This window comes from Microvirga roseola (assembly GCF_020866965.1).
Lineage (GTDB): Bacteria > Pseudomonadota > Alphaproteobacteria > Rhizobiales > Beijerinckiaceae > Microvirga > Microvirga roseola.
In genome coordinates this window covers 56233-72147 of the sequence record NZ_JAJATX010000018.1, presented here as the reverse complement: position 1 = coordinate 72147, position 15915 = coordinate 56233, and the positions used below count along the sequence as shown (strand labels likewise).

General features: G+C 63.2%; 15 protein-coding genes. 13 read left to right on the top strand and 2 right to left on the bottom strand.

The genetic code is table 11. The features are described from left to right. Positions 1-781: 781 nt before the first annotated feature. Entirely contained in the window at positions 782-1348 is a 567-nt protein-coding gene (locus LG661_RS12890; protein WP_230532305.1) for an HNH endonuclease, read from the top strand. A 383-nt stretch (positions 1349-1731) separates the two neighbouring features. Here the strand turns inward: LG661_RS12890 and LG661_RS12885 are convergent, their stop codons facing one another. Next, entirely contained in the window at positions 1732-2439 is a 708-nt protein-coding gene (locus tag LG661_RS12885) for a GntR family transcriptional regulator (protein ID WP_230532304.1), read from the bottom strand. A 145-nt stretch (positions 2440-2584) separates the two neighbouring features. Between LG661_RS12885 and LG661_RS12880 the strand changes: the two genes are divergently transcribed. The 11 genes from LG661_RS12880 (at position 2585) to LG661_RS12830 (ending at position 12667) form a co-directional block, all read left to right on the top strand. Continuing rightward, on the top strand, positions 2585-3346 hold the full coding sequence (locus LG661_RS12880) for an SDR family NAD(P)-dependent oxidoreductase (RefSeq protein ID WP_230532303.1): 762 nt from the start codon (positions 2585-2587) through the stop codon (positions 3344-3346). Between the two features lie 28 nt (positions 3347-3374). Continuing rightward, positions 3375-4592 carry an ABC transporter substrate-binding protein gene (locus LG661_RS12875; protein WP_230532302.1) on the top strand — a complete coding sequence of 406 codons (1218 nt, stop codon included), beginning with the start codon at positions 3375-3377 and terminating at the stop codon, positions 4590-4592. Between the two features lie 68 nt (positions 4593-4660). After that, positions 4661-5563, top strand: coding sequence for a branched-chain amino acid ABC transporter permease (locus LG661_RS12870; protein WP_230532301.1), 903 nt, complete (start codon positions 4661-4663; stop codon positions 5561-5563). A 4-nt stretch (positions 5564-5567) separates the two neighbouring features. Beyond that, on the top strand, positions 5568-6575 hold the full coding sequence (locus LG661_RS12865) for a branched-chain amino acid ABC transporter permease (protein ID WP_230532300.1): 1008 nt from the start codon (positions 5568-5570) through the stop codon (positions 6573-6575). Beyond that, complete coding sequence (locus LG661_RS12860) at positions 6568-7329, top strand: ABC transporter ATP-binding protein (protein ID WP_230532299.1); 762 nt, start codon at positions 6568-6570, stop codon at positions 7327-7329. Before LG661_RS12865 ends, LG661_RS12860 begins: the two co-directional genes overlap by 8 nt. Continuing rightward, positions 7322-8035, top strand: a complete 714-nt coding sequence (locus LG661_RS12855; RefSeq protein WP_230532298.1) for an ABC transporter ATP-binding protein — start codon at positions 7322-7324, stop codon at positions 8033-8035. Before LG661_RS12860 ends, LG661_RS12855 begins: the two co-directional genes overlap by 8 nt. A gap of 3 nt (positions 8036-8038) precedes the next feature. Beyond that, positions 8039-8860, top strand: coding sequence for an SDR family NAD(P)-dependent oxidoreductase (locus tag LG661_RS12850; RefSeq protein WP_230532297.1), 822 nt, complete (start codon positions 8039-8041; stop codon positions 8858-8860). 5 nt (positions 8861-8865) lie between these two features. Beyond that, positions 8866-9606 carry an SDR family NAD(P)-dependent oxidoreductase gene (locus tag LG661_RS12845; RefSeq protein WP_230532310.1) on the top strand — a complete coding sequence of 247 codons (741 nt, stop codon included), beginning with the start codon at positions 8866-8868 and terminating at the stop codon, positions 9604-9606. A 14-nt stretch (positions 9607-9620) separates the two neighbouring features. Further along, positions 9621-11327 carry an FAD-dependent oxidoreductase gene (locus LG661_RS12840; RefSeq protein ID WP_230532296.1) on the top strand — a complete coding sequence of 569 codons (1707 nt, stop codon included), beginning with the start codon at positions 9621-9623 and terminating at the stop codon, positions 11325-11327. A gap of 23 nt (positions 11328-11350) precedes the next feature. Next, complete coding sequence (locus tag LG661_RS12835; RefSeq protein WP_230532295.1) at positions 11351-11953, top strand: glutathione S-transferase; 603 nt, start codon at positions 11351-11353, stop codon at positions 11951-11953. Between the two features lie 396 nt (positions 11954-12349). Continuing rightward, on the top strand, positions 12350-12667 hold the full coding sequence (locus LG661_RS12830; protein ID WP_230532294.1) for an integration host factor subunit alpha: 318 nt from the start codon (positions 12350-12352) through the stop codon (positions 12665-12667). 697 nt (positions 12668-13364) lie between these two features. Here LG661_RS12830 and LG661_RS12825 read toward each other — a convergent pair. Further along, complete coding sequence (locus LG661_RS12825; protein ID WP_230532293.1) at positions 13365-14864, bottom strand: helicase domain-containing protein; 1500 nt, start codon at positions 14862-14864, stop codon at positions 13365-13367. 57 nt (positions 14865-14921) lie between these two features. Here LG661_RS12825 and LG661_RS12820 point away from each other — a divergent pair, with 57 nt between their 5' ends. Further along, positions 14922-15845: a 1-phosphofructokinase family hexose kinase gene (locus tag LG661_RS12820; RefSeq protein ID WP_230532292.1), complete on the top strand. Its 924-nt coding sequence runs from the start codon at positions 14922-14924 to the stop codon at positions 15843-15845. Positions 15846-15915 lie beyond the last annotated feature (70 nt).

Sequence of the window (15915 nt, the reverse complement as noted above, 5' to 3'; positions counted from 1 at the left end):
GGCCCTCAGACGGGATGAACAACCTCCTCAGATCTCACAGCTAGGGAGGCGCCTGATCGGCCTGTAGCTCCCGACACTCCCCCTCTCCTGGTACAGACCAAAGGTGGGCGGACGATGCTTCTTGATCCGTAATCCTTTCTTATCCTCCTCCGTCACTGTGAGCCTTGCAGCTTGCCCGATGGTCGAGCGAAGAGAGGTGATGGTGGCTCCGTCGTGCTTCATCGCGAGGGGAGTATCCGGCGAGTGGCCAGCATCCAGTAGGGCGCGAGCTGCGGTGAAGAAAGGTGTGAGGGATTGGCAAACGGGAACCCCGTTGAGCCGAGCTTCATAAACCTGTCCCTTACAGGTGAGTTTGTGCCGATGGATAGTGAGTTCGATAGTCATTGCTGCTTTGTTCGTTGCGGGATGAAAAAATGGCCCCGTAAGGGTGTGCTTACGGGGCCGTTGAGAGGTGCAGTGATGGTTCGTCTTATGTCAGGGAGATGGGTTAGGACTTCCTAAGGAGTTGAGGTGTCCTGCGAGTTCGTGATCCGGCAACTCCATGCAAGAATACGCCAGGGATAGGGGGTGAAACTGATGCAGGGCAAAGAACGAAATCCAGACTGGACAAGGGACGAGTTGATCCTCGCTCTTGATCTGTACGTCCGGTTTAAGGGCAACCCTCCCGGAAAGACGAGCCAGGAAGTCCTTATGCTCTCGCAACTCCTCAACAGGTTGGGGAGCGAGTTTGGTAAGCCGGGATCGAAATACCGGAACGCAAAATGCCGTTTACATGAAGTGCATGAACTTCCGCCGCTTCGATCCGGCCTACAAGAACTCGGGAAAAGTCGGATTGCAGCGGGGAAACAAACTTGAGGAAGAGGTTTGGCGCACCTTCGCAGACAAGCCTGAACTGTTGCGGGAAGTAGCCTCGGCCATCTCGGAGCATGTGCTGAATGATGACAGCAACCTTGCTCCAGTCGATGACGATGAGGAGACCGTCGAAGCGGATGAGGGGCGGTTACTCACGCGGGTGCATCGACATCGCGAGCGGAGCAAGAAGATCGTCGATAAGAAGAAAGACGCGATCCTGAAGAAGACCGGAAGGTTGGCTTGTGAGGCTTGTGACTTCGACTTCCAGGTAGCCTATGGAGCGAGAGGCAGCGGTTTTATCGAAGCACACCATACCAAGCCAGTCCACACGCTCCGGCCCGGAGATAAGACCAAACTTGAGGACTTAGCTCTGCTCTGTGCGAACTGTCACCGGATGGTCCATGTGCGTCAGCCTTGGCTGTCTGTCGAGGCGCTGAGGGCCATTCTCAAGGCGGCTTCGGAGTTTGATGCAAAGAACACCCCAGAGGCAGCCTAAAACTGCCTCCTCTGAGTGCGATCACATAGCCCCATGAAGTCACTAGCCATCTCCGGCTATGTTGGTCGACTTCCGTATTTTGACGGGCTTCACGATGAGGTTGTCCCGTCGAATGTTCAGCGGGTCTTTGTCACGGTGCCTAACGTGGATAGCAGGGCCTTGAACATCCATGATGAGGCGGGCCACCCTCGGAGTGTTGTGTCTCCAGTCCGACACCTTCACGGTTCGGACATTCCAGCACCAGTTTGGACTGAAGCCTCGGGCGATGAGACGGTCGTAATCCTCGGGGAACACCTTGGCGAGTTTGTCGCTGTTCGCGACTGCCCATAGACCGGGAGCGCAGCCTCTTCCGCACCAAACGGTCGAGACAGCAGGTTCCCAGGTCATAGTACCTCGACAGCCGCCATATTGAATTTCGCCCGCTTCTGCTGAAGGCCCTGGTCCAGAGAGTGTTTCAGGACCTGGCCTGCGAAGTAGACATGCTCGCGCATGAGGTATTCCGCACGCTCGCCATCGCGCTCCGATAAAGCTTCAGCGATGCGGCGGTGGTCGTCATGGGACCGCTTGATCACCTCGTAATCCTCCCAGACGAAGATCCGGTCCGAGGCCAGCGGCACGTTATGGCACTGCCGCACGAAGTCTGTCACATAGCGGTTGTTGGCGGCTTGGATGATCGCGTCATGGAACTCGACGTTCATCTGCCGGTAGGGGCCCAAATCGTTCGGATCGAGAGTTCCCCTTGACAGGATGCGGTCTCCGCGCACGACGCACTCGGCGAGCACCCGCCGAGTCGCCGAGGACAGGCCGCGCCGTGCCGCCAGTCCGCAGGCGAGGGCCTCCAGCCGGGCCCGGACGTCGAATGCGGCAAGCACGTCATCAAGCGAGAAGGACCTGACCGTGTAGCCGCGATTGGGCTCGTAAATCAGGAGGCCTTCATTGGTCAGTATCGCAAGGGCCTCGCGCAGGGGGGTGCGCGACACCCCGAGGGATTCGGAGAGCGGGATTTGCTGAAGCCGCTCCCCGGGCCGGATCTCTCCGGAGAGGATACGCTCCCGCAGGAGGTCGCTAATTTCTGTCGAGCTGGTCGCCACGCTCTTGCCTCGCAACTGGGTTCGTTCGGCGCGATTGGATAAAATGACTCATGAAGCAGCGAAAAACGATTGACAACGGGGTTGGGAGCTTGCTGGATTGGATCCAATAACTGGCGCTAGACCAGCTGCGGAGGAAACATTGTCGTTGCACGCGCATCGAATTGCGCTGGTGACCGGTGGCGCCGGAGGCATTGGCGCTGCCGTCTGCCGGACGCTGGCGGAGGACGGCCTCACCGTTGCGGTCACCGACCGGGACCTTGCGGTGGCGCAAGAGCTTGCAGGGCAACTGCCCGGCGGCGCGCACCGGGGTTTTTCCGTCGATGTGTCGGACGAAGCTGCGGTCCGGGGCCTCTACGACGACGTTGAGCGCGTTCTCGGACCGGTTTGCGTCCTCGTCGCCTGCGCAGGCGTTCTCCTGCTGCGTCCAGACGGGGCACGCAACGAAGTGGTCGAAACCTCCCTCGACGAGTGGGAGATGACGCAAGCCGTCAATGCACGGGGAACGTTCCTCTGCTGCCGCGAATATGCGCAGCGCCTCGGCCCTGCGCCTGTCGATGGGCGGGTGGTGACGTTTTCATCTGTTGCCGCGCAGCTTGGCGGCTATCGCTCCAGCTCGTCCTACATCGCCAGCAAGGCCGCGATTCTCGGGCTGACCAAGGCGCTGGCCCGTGAGCTCGCCCCGAAGCGGGTGACAGTAAACTCGGTCGCTCCTGGCTTGATCGACGCGCCCATGCTGCGCCTGTCGCTTGATCCCGCCGACGACGCCAAAGCCGCATCCGCTATTCCGCTCGGGCGCCTCGGCACCCCGGACGATGTGGCAGGTGCCGTGCGCTTTCTCGTCTCGCCGGCGGCTTCGTACATCACGGGAGTCACCATCGACGTCAACGGCGGCTACCGGATGCAATAGGCCGCAAGGCCGATTACGGGAGGAAGAAATGACATCCAAGACAACCCAGGTTTGGCTGGGAGCGGCGGTGCTGGCGGCAAGTCTCGTCCATGCTTCATCCGCGAGCGCACAAGAACCCGGCCTGACGGACAAGACCATCAAGATCGGCATGTTCTCGCCCCTGTCCGGCGCCAACATGGCCTACGGCTTCGACGTCGTGAACGCGGCGAAAATGTACTACGACAAGGTCAACAAGGAGGGCGGGGTTCACGGCCGCACGATCGAGCTTGTCGTCGAGGACGACCGCTGCAACGCCAACGATCTCGTGTCTGCGGTCAAGAAGCTGGTCGAGCAGGATCAGGTCTTCATGCTCAACGGCGGGTCGTGCTCCGCAGCGGCAGTCGCCGCGAAGGACTACGTCGTACGCAGCAAGATCCCGTGGGTCATGCTCAACGCCTCCGCCGACGGCGCCCTGTATCCGCCCACAGACTACATCTTCGGCGCCTATTCGATCTCGCAATATGCGGTCGGCGGCTCCGTCGTGGACTTTGGCAAGCAGCACCTGAAGGCGAAGAAGATCGGCTACATCAACCATGACGACGCCTACGGTGCCTGGAACCTCGAGGCGGCCCAGGCGACGGCCAAGGAGTTGGGGGTCGATCTCGCCGTAGAGTCGATCAATCCGAATATCACCGATGTGACGGCGCCGCTGATCAAGCTCCGGGCCGCCAATCCGGACATGATCGCCATCACGACCTACGCCAAGCCTGCGGCCCTGATTATCAAGAAAGCGCATGAGCTCGGCATCACCAAGCCGATCGTGCTCGCCGTGACGGGAACTGCCAACGTCTCGCAGCTGGTGGACAATGTCGGTAGCAAGGACGCACTCAAGAACTTCTACGTCCAGGACGTTCTCGCCGATGTGCCCGGCGGGTCCAAGATCAAGTGGGTCTACGACATGTACAAGGAGAACTATCCCGACCTGGCATCCAAGCCGGATCATCCGCAGGCCTACATGCCCTACGGGATCGCTCCGGCCATGTCGGTCGTGAAGGCGCTCAAGGATGCCGGCCCCAACCCGACCCGCGAGAAGGTGGCTGAGGCCCTGAGGACCCAGAAGTTCGACTCCGGCGTCATGGCGGGCCCCATCGAGTTCGGGCCGAACGACCGCGCAGCGCAGGAATCGACGATCTACCTGAAGTTCGACGGCAACCAGCAGACGCTCGTTCCCGGCTCCTTCCAGAGCCGCTGGAAATACAAGGGCTAAGCCGCCTGTCCGCCGCGGAAGCAGCATCGCTTCCGCGGCTTATCCTTCCATGATGCAGCGAGGGCCGCATGACGCTCGACGTAGCATTTCTATTTCTGCAACAGGGCATCGCGTCCGGTCTGATCGTTGGCAGCGTCTATGCGCTGCTTGCCCTCGCCATCGTAGTGATTTTCAAGACGTCCGAGGTGCCGAACTTCTCGCAGGGCGAGATGGTGATGGCCGCGGGCTACATCGCGCTTTACCTGCTGGTCTTCCAGAGCCTGCCCCTGTGGATCGTCATGCCGGCAACGATCCTGGCTGCCTTCGCCGGGGCGGCCCTGTTCCGCCGGCTGATCCTGAACCAGGTCGCGCGGGCGAACGGGAGTCCCGTCAATCTCGTGATCGCGACGCTGGGGCTATCCTATGTGCTCAGGGGGTTCGTCCGGCAGACGGGATTTGGCGATACACCGCGCTCGTTCCCGCCGGTCGTCGAGCCGGAGTCCATCTTGATCGGGCAGGCCTCGGTGACGACGCTGGACCTTGTGATCCTGGCAACAGCAATCGTCGTCATGGCCGCCTTCTTCTGGATGTTCAAGTACACCAAGACGGGACGCGCGATGCGGGCCGTCGGCATGAACCCGAAGGCGGCGCGCCTCGTCGGCGTCGACCTCACGCGCATTCACATGATCGTCTGGGGCTTGTCGGGCGGGATTTCCGCCGTCGCTGCGCTGCTGATTTCACCGAAGGTGCTGATGACCGCCGACATGGGCTCCATTGTAACCTTGGGATTTGCAGCTGCCATCGTTGGCGGCTTCACGAGCCTGCCCGGCGCCGTGGTCGGCGGCTTTCTGATCGGCATCATCGAGAACCTGGTGGGCCTGTTCATCACCTCCCGCGCCATCGTGCTTGCGCCATTCCTCGCCATCATGCTCGTGCTCGTGATCCGCCCCCAGGGACTGTTCGGCGGCCGCGTCGAAATCAAGAAGGTCTGAGCTCATGCGCGACAAAACGGCCGCCGTGCTCCCGAGATCCGAAGCCGACCTGCCGGGGCTGTCGGCCCGCAGCAGTGTACCATTGGGCCGCGTGGCGCTGCTCGCTCTGGCCGTTGCGACGCTGGCCCTCTTGCCTTTCGCGGTGACCGGGTACGTTCTCTACATCGCCAATCTTCTTCTCGTATTTGTCGTTCTCTGCCTGGGCCTTCACTTGGTCATCGGCGAAAGCGGGCAGTTTGCCCTGGCGCATGCGGCATTCTACGGCATCGGCATCTACACGAGCGGATTGGCCGGCAACGCCTTCGGATGGCCTTTCCCCCTGTCCATGCTTCTGGCCGGGCTTGTCGCGGGCGCCGTCGGCGTGGTCATCGGAGCGGTCGCGCTGCGCATGCGCGACATTTATCTCGCGCTTGCCACCTTCGCCTTTGGCGAGGCCATGCAGTGGGTCTTCCTGAACTGGGATCAGGTCACCGGAGGGCCGAACGGCCTGCGCATCAGCCCGGCCCGCCTGGGCGCGTTCGAGATTCTCAGCGACAGGCAGGCCTATCCCGTGGTCGTCGTCATGACCGTGCTGATGCTGCTGCTGACGATCCTGATTTCGCGCTCGCGCCTTGGCCGCTCCTTCAGGGCCGTGCGGGAATCCGAGGTGGCCGCAATGGCGATGGGGATTCCGGTCCGCCGCGCCAAGATTACGGCCTTTGGCCTCTCCGCCTTCTTTGCGGGCGTCGCAGGCAGCATGTTCGCGACGTTCTCCACCTACATCCATCCGGACAGCCTCGGCTTTCAAACCACGATTCTCGTCCTGACGATGATCGTCGTCGGCGGGCTCGGTTCGATCGCCGGGGCCGTCGGCGGCGCGATCGTCTTCGGGCTCATCTCCGAGTTCCTGCGCCAGACGCCCTCCTATCAGGAGATCATCTACGGCCTCATCCTGATTGGCTTCATGATGTACGCGCCGCGTGGTCTCTTTGCTTTCATTCGCGACAAGGTGGGGGGAGGGACCCGTGGCTGACCATCTGCTTCAGGTCGACGACCTGACGGTCAAGTTCGGCGGACTGACCGCAGTCAACCGGTTCGACATCAGCGTGCAGCGCGGTACCATTCATGCCCTGATCGGGCCGAACGGCGCCGGGAAGTCGACGACGTTCAACTGCATCTCCCGCTTCTACCAGCCGACGACCGGTCGGATCCTCCTCGACGGCGCCGATGTAACGAACATGCCCGCCAGCACCATGGCGAGGCTCGGGGTTGCGCGGACCTTCCAGAACCTCGAGCTGTTCGGGGAGCTGACGGTCTTCGAGAACGTCATGATCGGCGCGCATGTTCATGCAGGCGGGACATGGCGCAATGCCCTGTCCGCGCGGCCGGCCGGCGTTGTCGAGCACGTGGAGCATCTGCTCGAGCGCACCGGCCTCACGCCCTATCGCAACACCAGCGCCCGCAATCTGGACTTCGGCCATCAGAAGCTCCTGGAGCTCGCACGCGCGCTGGCTATCCGTCCACGGCTTCTTCTTCTCGACGAGCCGGCGGCCGGTCTCCGCAACCGGGAAATCGCCGCTCTCGACGCGCTCCTGACGGATCTGTGCCGCCGCGAAGGCATCACGATCCTGCTCGTCGAGCATGTCATGCAGCTCGTGATGGCGATCTCCGACCGGGTCACGGTGTTGAACTTCGGAACGAAGATCGCAGAGGGCACGCCCGAGGAGGTCCGGAACGATCCCTCCGTCATCGAAGCCTATCTGGGGCAGGAGATGGCCCATGCCTGATCTCCTCGAACTGACTGGAGTTTCGGCCTCCTACGGCCGCATCCAGGCGCTGTCAGAAGTCTCCCTGCGGGTGCCCGAGGGCAGGGTTGTAGCGCTGCTCGGCAGCAACGGGGCCGGCAAGACGACCACCCTCAATACGATCTCGCGGCTGGTGCCCGTGACCTCAGGCAGCATCCGGTTCGATGGAAAGCCCATCGAGAGCTGGGCCTCGCACCAGGTGGTGGAAGGCGGCGTTGTGCAGGTGCCGGAAGGCCGGGAAGTCTTCCAGGACATGAGCGTTTGCGAGAACCTCGAAATGGGCGCCTACAGGCGCAAGGATGCAGCGGCCATCCGAGCGGATTTCGAGCGGGTCCTCAATTACTTTCCCAAGCTCAGGGAGCGGCTGCAGCAACGGGCGGGAACGCTCTCGGGCGGCGAGCAGCAGATGCTTCTTCTCGGCCGCGCGCTCATGGCGCGGCCCCGCCTCCTCCTTCTGGACGAGCCCTCGCTCGGTCTCTCGCCGGTCCTGGTGCAGCAGATCTTCGGCATCATCGATCGCCTGAACAAGGATGGGCTCACGATCCTGCTCGTCGAGCAGAATGCGGCTGTCGCCCTGACCTGCTCAAGCTACGCCTACATCCTGGAGAACGGCGAGATGGCGCTGCAGGGCGCATCCGACCAGCTGCGGCGGGATGACAGCGTCCGGCGCACCTACCTCGGACACTGAAGGATGGGGCGCTTCGACGGGCGAGCATTCCTGGTGACCGGCGCCGCCCGCGGGATCGGTGCCGCCGTAGCGCGGCGGCTCGCGGAGGAGGGGGCTGCCATTGCAGCGGCCGACCTCGACCACCAGGGGCTGGTCGGCTTGCAGGAGGAACTCGATGCGCGGGGGACGCCGGTTCTGACCCGGGTGCTCGACACCAGGAGCCCGGAGGACGTCGCTCGTTTCGTCGCCGCGGCCGAAGGGGATTTGGGGCCTCTCTGGGGCGCCGTGCCCTGTGCGGGGATCGCGCGCGCGTCGCCAGCGGAGCTCATGCCGGACGACGACTGGGCGGCGGTGATTGGCGTCAATCTCACGGGCGTCTTCTTCACGTGCCGCGCCGCAGGCCGGGCGATGCTGAGCCATGGCAGGGGTGCGATCGTGACCATCGCGTCGATCACGGCTCTCGGCGGTCAGCCGGGCCGGGCCAACTACGCCGCATCGAAATGGGGCCTGATCGGTCTGACCAAGACCCTCGCCACGGAATGGGGCAGACGCGGCGTGCGGGTCAATGCGGTTGCGCCGAACGGCGTCGATACGCCGATGATCCGGGACGGCATCCCGGCCCACTTCCTCGAAGGCGTGATGCTCGATCGGACGCCGCTTGGGCGTCTTGCCCGGCCCGAGGAAATCGCTGCCGCGGCCGCGTTCCTGCTCTCAGACGATGCGGCCTACGTGAACGGTGCGGTGCTCGCGGTCGACGGTGGCCTGACGGCGGGCTTTCTCACCCGCGAACAGGGCGCCGATTTCGCCATGAAGCCATCCCCCACGGGTTCCGGAGCGAAAGCATGACCGGCATGAAGGCCGATCCGATGCCTGTCGCCCTGGTTACGGGCGGCGCGCGCGGCATCGGGCGCGCGATCAGCGAACGGCTTGCCGGCGACGGCTTCCACGTCGTGATCCTCGACCGTGACGGGGCCGCGGCCGGCGCTGCCGCGCAGGACCTGGAGGCGCGCGGGTTTTCCGTGCAGCCGGAATGCATCGATCTGACCGACCATGCGGGCGTTCGTGCCCTGGTGGCGCGGCTGCCGGCGCTCTCGGCCCTGGTGAACAATGCCGGGATCTTTGACGAGCGAGGCTTCTTCGACCTGACGCCAGAGGATTTCCGGCGGGCATACGAGATCAACCTCGTCGCTCTGTTCACGCTGTCGCAGGCCGCCGCGCAGAGGATGCCTGCCGGAGCCAAGATCGTGAACATTGCGTCGCGGGCGTTCCTGGGGGCGAAAAACCACACGCATTACGTGGCGTCGAAGGCTGCGGTCGTCGGGGCGACCCGGGCCATGGCGATGGAGCTTGCCGGGCGCGGGATTCTCGTGAACGCGGTTGCTCCCGGATTGATCGATACGCCTTTGCTGGCGGCGCTCACGCCGGAGCGGCTCGCCGCGCAGCTGGCGCTCCAGCCGACCGGGAAGGCCGGGCGCCCGGAGGATATCGCAAACGCCGTGGCGTTTCTGGCCGCGCCCGGAACCGACTTCATCACCGGCCAGGTTCTCCTGGTGGACGGGGGCAAGTCCCTGGGCGGGGGCATGGGTCTTTGAACAGAGAATGCGTGATGAATGATCAGAGCGGCAGGTTCGATGAAGTCTTCGATGTCGTGGTCGTAGGGTCCGGGGCGGGCGGCATGGCGGCGGCTCTGGCGGCCCGCAAGGCGGGGCTCGACGTGATCGTCCTTGAGAAGACCGACTGGATCGGGGGCAGCACGGCCATCTCGGGGGGCGCCGTGTGGATCCCCAAGAACCCGCATCTCGCCGATGTCGGCCTCGACGACGACGATGCACAGGTGATGGCCTATCTCCGCGCGATTCTCGGCAACCGCCTGCGCCCGGACCTGATCGAGGCCTTTCTTGAGAATGGCCCGCGGATGGTGTCGTTCCTGGAGCGGGAAACCGACGTCATCTTCCAGGCGCGCGCATATTCACCGGATTATCAGCCCGACGTGCCAGGCGCCGCACTCGGGGGGCGGACCATCGATCCCGTGCCGTTCGACGGCAGGGCATTGGGCCGCAACTTCGGCCTTCTTCGTCCTCCCTTGAAGGAGTTCCTCGCCTTCGGCGGCATGATGGTGAATCGGAAGGACATCGATGCCCTGCTCGGGATGCCGAGGTCGGTTTCGAACTTTCGCCATGGCATGGAGATCCTCCTCCGGTACTTCACCGATCGGCTTTCGTATCCGCGCGGCACGCGCCTGCTCATGGGCAATGCGCTGGCGGGGCGGCTTTTGAAGTCGGCCCTCGACGTCAGGATCGCCCTGCGCACGCGAACCGCCGCCAGGCAGCTGGTGCTGGCCGATGGCCGCGTGACCGGGCTCGTTGCAGAGCACCAGGGGCGAATGCTCACCATAGGCGCGCGTCGCGGGGTCGTGCTGGCTGCGGGCGGGTTTCCCGCCAACGACGCGATGCGGTCGCAGTTCGTCCCGTTTGCCGACGCGCACAGATCCATGGCGCCCGCCGCCAATGCAGGCGACGGCATCAGGCTCGCCCTCGCAGCGGGCGGGGTGATCGAGGAGGACAACATCGGAAACGCATTCTGGGCGCCCGTCTCGACGCTCCGGCGAGCCGACGGAACGGAGATCCGGTTCCCGCATCTCATCCTCGACCGTCAGAAGCCGGGGCTCGTTGCCGTGAACGGCGCAGGGAGGCGTTTCGTGAACGAGGCGACGTCCTATCACGAATTCGTCGAAGCGATGCACCGCTCCCATGAAACGGCGCCGACGATTCCTGCCATCCTGATCTGCGACCGGCGCTTCATCCGCCGCTACGGCTTGGGCCTCGTCCGTCCTGGCCTGCGCCGTCTGCGCCCCTTCATCGATGCAGGCTACCTTGTCGAAGCCGGCACCATTCGCGAGCTCGCCGGAAAGCTGGGCATTGATCCCGATGCCCTGTCGGACACGGTGCGGCGCATGAACGAGTATGCCGCATCCGGGCAGGATCCCGAGTTTGGCAAAGGGGCGAGCGCCTACAACCGCTACCTCGGCGACCCGGCTCACGAGCCCAATCCGTGCTTGGGCCCGATTGCAACGGCGCCGTTCTATGCCGTTCGCGTCTGGCCGGGAGACATCGGGACGGCGGCCGGTCTCAAGGTCGACGCCAGGGCGCGCGTGCTCGACCGAGGCGGCGAACCGATCCCAGGACTGTTCGCCTGCGGCAACGACATGAATTCGATCATGGCCGGAGCCTACCCGGGGGCTGGCATCACGCTCGGTCCCGCTTTGACCTTCGGCTATATTGCCGGCCAGGAAATGGCCCGCCCGCCTGCCTGAACCATCAAGGAGCACCTGCTGCGATGAAGCTGTTCTACTCTCCGACCTCGCCTTTCGTGCGCAAGGTTCTCGTGGTCGCCCATGAACTGGGGCTCGCCGACAGGATCGCACGCGTCTCCTGCGCCGCCCACCCGGTCAATCGGGATCAGTCAATCATTGCGCACAACCCCCTCGGCCAAGTTCCGACCCTGGTGCTCGAGGACGGGCGGATGCTCGCGGACAGCCGCGTCATCTGCGAGTATCTGAACGATCTGGCGGGAGGCTCGATCTTCCCTGCGGGCCCCCGGCGATGGGACGCCTTGGTCGAGCAGACGGTTGCGGACGGATTGCTGGATGCGGCTCTTCTCGGCCGCTATGAGCGCGCAGTCCGTCCGCCGGAAAAGCTCTGGCAGGAGTGGCTCGATGGTCAGATCGACAAGATCCACTCGGCTCTCGCTGGCATCGAAAGAGCAGCTCCCGATTGGGGCGAGCGGGTCGATATTGGGACGATCTCCTCCGGATGCGCTCTCGGCTATCTCGACTTGCGGTTTGAGGATCTGGGATGGCGCGACCGCTATCCGGCGGCGAGGGACTGGTATGCAAGGTTCGACGAAAGGCCGTCGATGCGCGAAACGCGGCTTGGGTGAGGAGCTCAAGGCTGTGGCTCAAGGCCCGGCCCTCAGAATTCGAGTATGGCTCGGCCCTCTTGGCGCGAGCGGAAGGTAAGGGCTGCGAGCGGGAGGATGGTCTCCTCTTCGTGCTCCGATGCCGAGGTTCTGGCCGCGCTGGGTGGACTGCTCGTGTGCCCCTAAGCAAACCTTGGATCTGGCCTCATGGCTCGCCGAGACAGCGCAAGAGGGTGATGTGGGATAGCGCCTAGAACCTCGCGCATCCCATGCCTCTGTGTCGTTCCGGGTACAGCCACACCCCGGCAATCCGGGCACTCTGTTCCGGTCCAAAGTGGAAGGGCTGCGGGGCACTCCCTTGGGTCCTCGGGGAACGCCTCGGTGATGAGCCGGGGCGTTTCTCCTTGAACGGAGCACGTGGCAGACAGGAACATCACCCGGACGGACTTGGCGGAGGTCGTCTACCAGGAGGTCAGGCTCTTGCGGGCAGAAGCGGCAGGACTGATCGGACAGGTCATCGAAGAGATTTGCGCCACGCTCGAAGCAGGAGAGGATGTGAAACTGTCCTCGTTCGGGGTCTTTACTGTGCGCCAGAAGGGGCAGCGCGTTGGCCGCAATCCAAAGACCAGAGCAGCGGTGCCCATCGAACCCCGCCGAGTCGTCACATTCCATGCGTCCAACATTCTCAAGGCCTACGTGAACGGCCATAAGAGCCCCGCCCAGCCTAGGGACTGAACGGGGCTCCGAGGGGAGGCCGGGCATGTGTAACCGGCCCAAGTACAAAGTAGCTGGGACAGGACGGCGCGAAAAGGCGCCGCACGCGGTAGATCCGAACGGGGCCTTGTGGGGGCAGCCGCAGTGCGTTCCACGGCTTGGGCCAACCTACCGGGGAAAGGTTAGCGGTGCGTTAGGCACGTCCTAGAAGCAAACAAGAAGGCCCGGGTCTCCCCGGGCCTTGTCGGTTGCGGAGACGACAGGTCTTAGTAGGTGCCGAACTTGAAGTGCGCCACGTCTCGGCACGCCGATGAAGGCGGCACATTCATGCGACCAATTCGTCCGTGTGCGGACTGCAAACCGTTTCAGCCAGCCTCCCGGTGCACGGGGACGCTGGAGGGAGAGGTAAGCAACCCGCCTCTCGGCTTTCACGGAACGGGTCGAGACCGAGAACAGGGGAGCGCACTCTGTGGCGTCGAAGAGCACGATTGGCCCTGCGGCATCGTCCGGCCCTATGCCGAAATCGATAGTCTCGGGTTATGCCGCATACGCCGGGGTAGCCTCGCTCTCGCCTATAACCACGGACAGATGGTCGAGGTTGATGAGCCTTTTGATTTCTGTCTGATCCAGCCCTGAACTGTGACAGCCGACAAGAAGGGCATGTCGTGGCCTGCTGACCGCAACGTACAGCGAATTGCAGCCGGTCGGATCGGCGCAATCAAAGGTGGAAAGGTCGGGTACGACGACAGCATGGAACTCGAGGCCCTTCGCCTCTAGGGCTGTGATGAAATGTGTGTGGTAGCGCGTCGTGAGCTTCGCCCTGTCGGAGATCATTGGATTCCGAAAGCCCGCCTCCAACTCTTCCTGCATCAAACCGTTCCACCTCGTCTTGGTTCGGGCAAATGACCGCAACGCTGGCGGCCTCAGGAAGATTGAGGATTTTCGCGATGGTGGCATCGGCAAAGAGCTGTTGCTGTCCGTAGACCGCGAGCGGAGCGCGACAGGCGCTGTCAGGCATTGCAACGGTTGGGTCTGTCAACGAGCGGAAACACGTCGACAGACGCGCGAGGGGCTCGGTCTGCCGCATATTGCGGTCGAGGAGAATCTGGCGAGGCGGTGACGAGATCTGCGGAAACGCCTTCGTGATCTCGGCCAGGCCTCCCTTGTGCAGGCGCTGACTGCTGTTGCCTGAGACAGTGACAAGCGCATATTTGGACAGGGCTTTGTACCCCATCAGGAGCACCTGAAGCTCACTGAAATCCTGATACTCGTCGATGAACACACCGACATTCTCGGCAAACGCATGCAGGTAACGCACGGCCTTGATGTCGCGCACGAAGCGCTCGCAGGACAAGGCATTCAGGCACAGGGCGTTGATGATGTCGTCGTCCGTGACCTTGTTCTCGCTAACCCGCCGACGGATCGGCTCAACCACATCGGCGACCGAGCCCTGGTGTTGGCGGCAGAGGTCCTCCAGCAGGATCCGGTACGCGTCATCTTTGAAGACCTGGAGGAACATCTCCTGCGGGTTGAGGAGGCGAAACATCCGAAGTTGGACATTCTCAACGGCGTCGCGCAGAGCGCGCCTCTCTTCAATTCTAAGTGTTCCGACCTCGTTGTCGCCAAGACGCACGCTCTGGCCGATGTCGCGCGCGAGGCCTCGGATAAGAAACCCTTTCTGGTCAACCGAATGCTTGACGGTCAGACCATTGGCCAGGCCTCTGATCCGCCCCGGAAGCGTTCCTTTTTTCCAATACGTCGAAACCAGATCCTGCCATCGGCTGTCGGTGATGCTCTCGCCATCATTGGTTTCAGGCCGGAGCAGCGGTTCGGCCTGGATCGCCAGAATACCGTCGGCAAGGTACCGCGCGACGACAATGTCGAGCGCCTTCAGCCAAGTGATTGTCTTTTGCTCTCCATGTCCATTCTCCGACGATTTTTTGAACGGCTTGCTGAAGATGTCGCGTTGATTTCGCTCGCGATTCAGGAATTCTTCGAAATCCTGGATCTTCATCCCCTTCAACTCGAGGCTTTCCGCCGTCTGCTGCAGATAGGACACCAGGCTCGGGCTCAAAACGAAGCCAATCATATTGCTCGCATCGAAATCCGCCCAATCCTCCTGGCGTAGCCCATACTCCTCCGCATTCTCGCCCGAGCGGAAGTTGGCGAAGAACTTGAGACGTCCGAGTGCGACCGACGTCTTGCCGCTGCCGGCCACCCTATATGGCACCTATATTGCTGTACTGAAGAAGGCTTACACCACGGAGGCGAATGCGTGCCCGACATCGTGACGCTGACCATGAATCCGGCGCTCGACATCGCGACGAGCGCGGAGGCCGTTGTGCCGACCGACAAGGTGCGCTGCTCGCCGCCCCGGCACGATCCCGGCGGCGGGGGCATCAATGTCGCCCGGGTGGTGCGGACCCTCGGGGGCGATGCGCTTGCGGTGTATCCTGCGGGCGGGCCGGCGGGGCTCGCGCTCGAAACGCTGCTCGAAAGGGATGGCGCTCCCCATCGCCGCATTCCGATTTTCGGTCCGACGCGTGAGAGCTTTACCGTCGACGAACGGCGCAGCGGCCAGCAATACCGCTTCGTGCTGCCGGGGCCTGTGCTCTCGGAGGCCGAGCATAAGGCCTGCCTCGATGGGCTCGCCGAGGCGGCGAGTGATGCTCGCTTCATCGTGGCGAGCGGCAGTTTGCCGTCAGGGGTTGGAGCGGATTTCTATCAAAAGGCCGCCGATGTTGCGAAAGGGCTCGGGATCCGCTTCGTCCTGGATACATCCGGCGAGGCGCTGAGGCACATGCGCTCCGGGGTTCATCTCTTGAAGCCGAGCATCCGCGAGCTGCGCGAATGGACCGGCAGCGAGCTGCGCAGCGAGGCGCAGCAGATCGAGGCTGTGCGGCAGCTGATCGGGCGGGGCATCTGCGAGATCATCGTGATCTCCCTCGGTGCGGAGGGCGCTCTCCTCGTGACAGAGGAGATGCACGAAAGGCTTGCGCCCATCGAGGTGCCTGTCAGAAGCGCCGTCGGCGCGGGTGACAGCATGGTCGCTGCGATCACATACGGTCTGGCGCGGGGGCTTGACCTGCGCAATGCGATCCGCCTCGGCATGGCGGCTGGGGCCGCGACCGTTATGACGCCGGGGACGGAGCTATGCCGACGCGAGGATGTGGAGCGCCTCTATGGAGCGTCGCTCTGAGCGCTTTCGATTGAATTTCCACAAAGGGCCGGCACAATCATCAGATCCGACATGATGAGGAGCCTCTGCC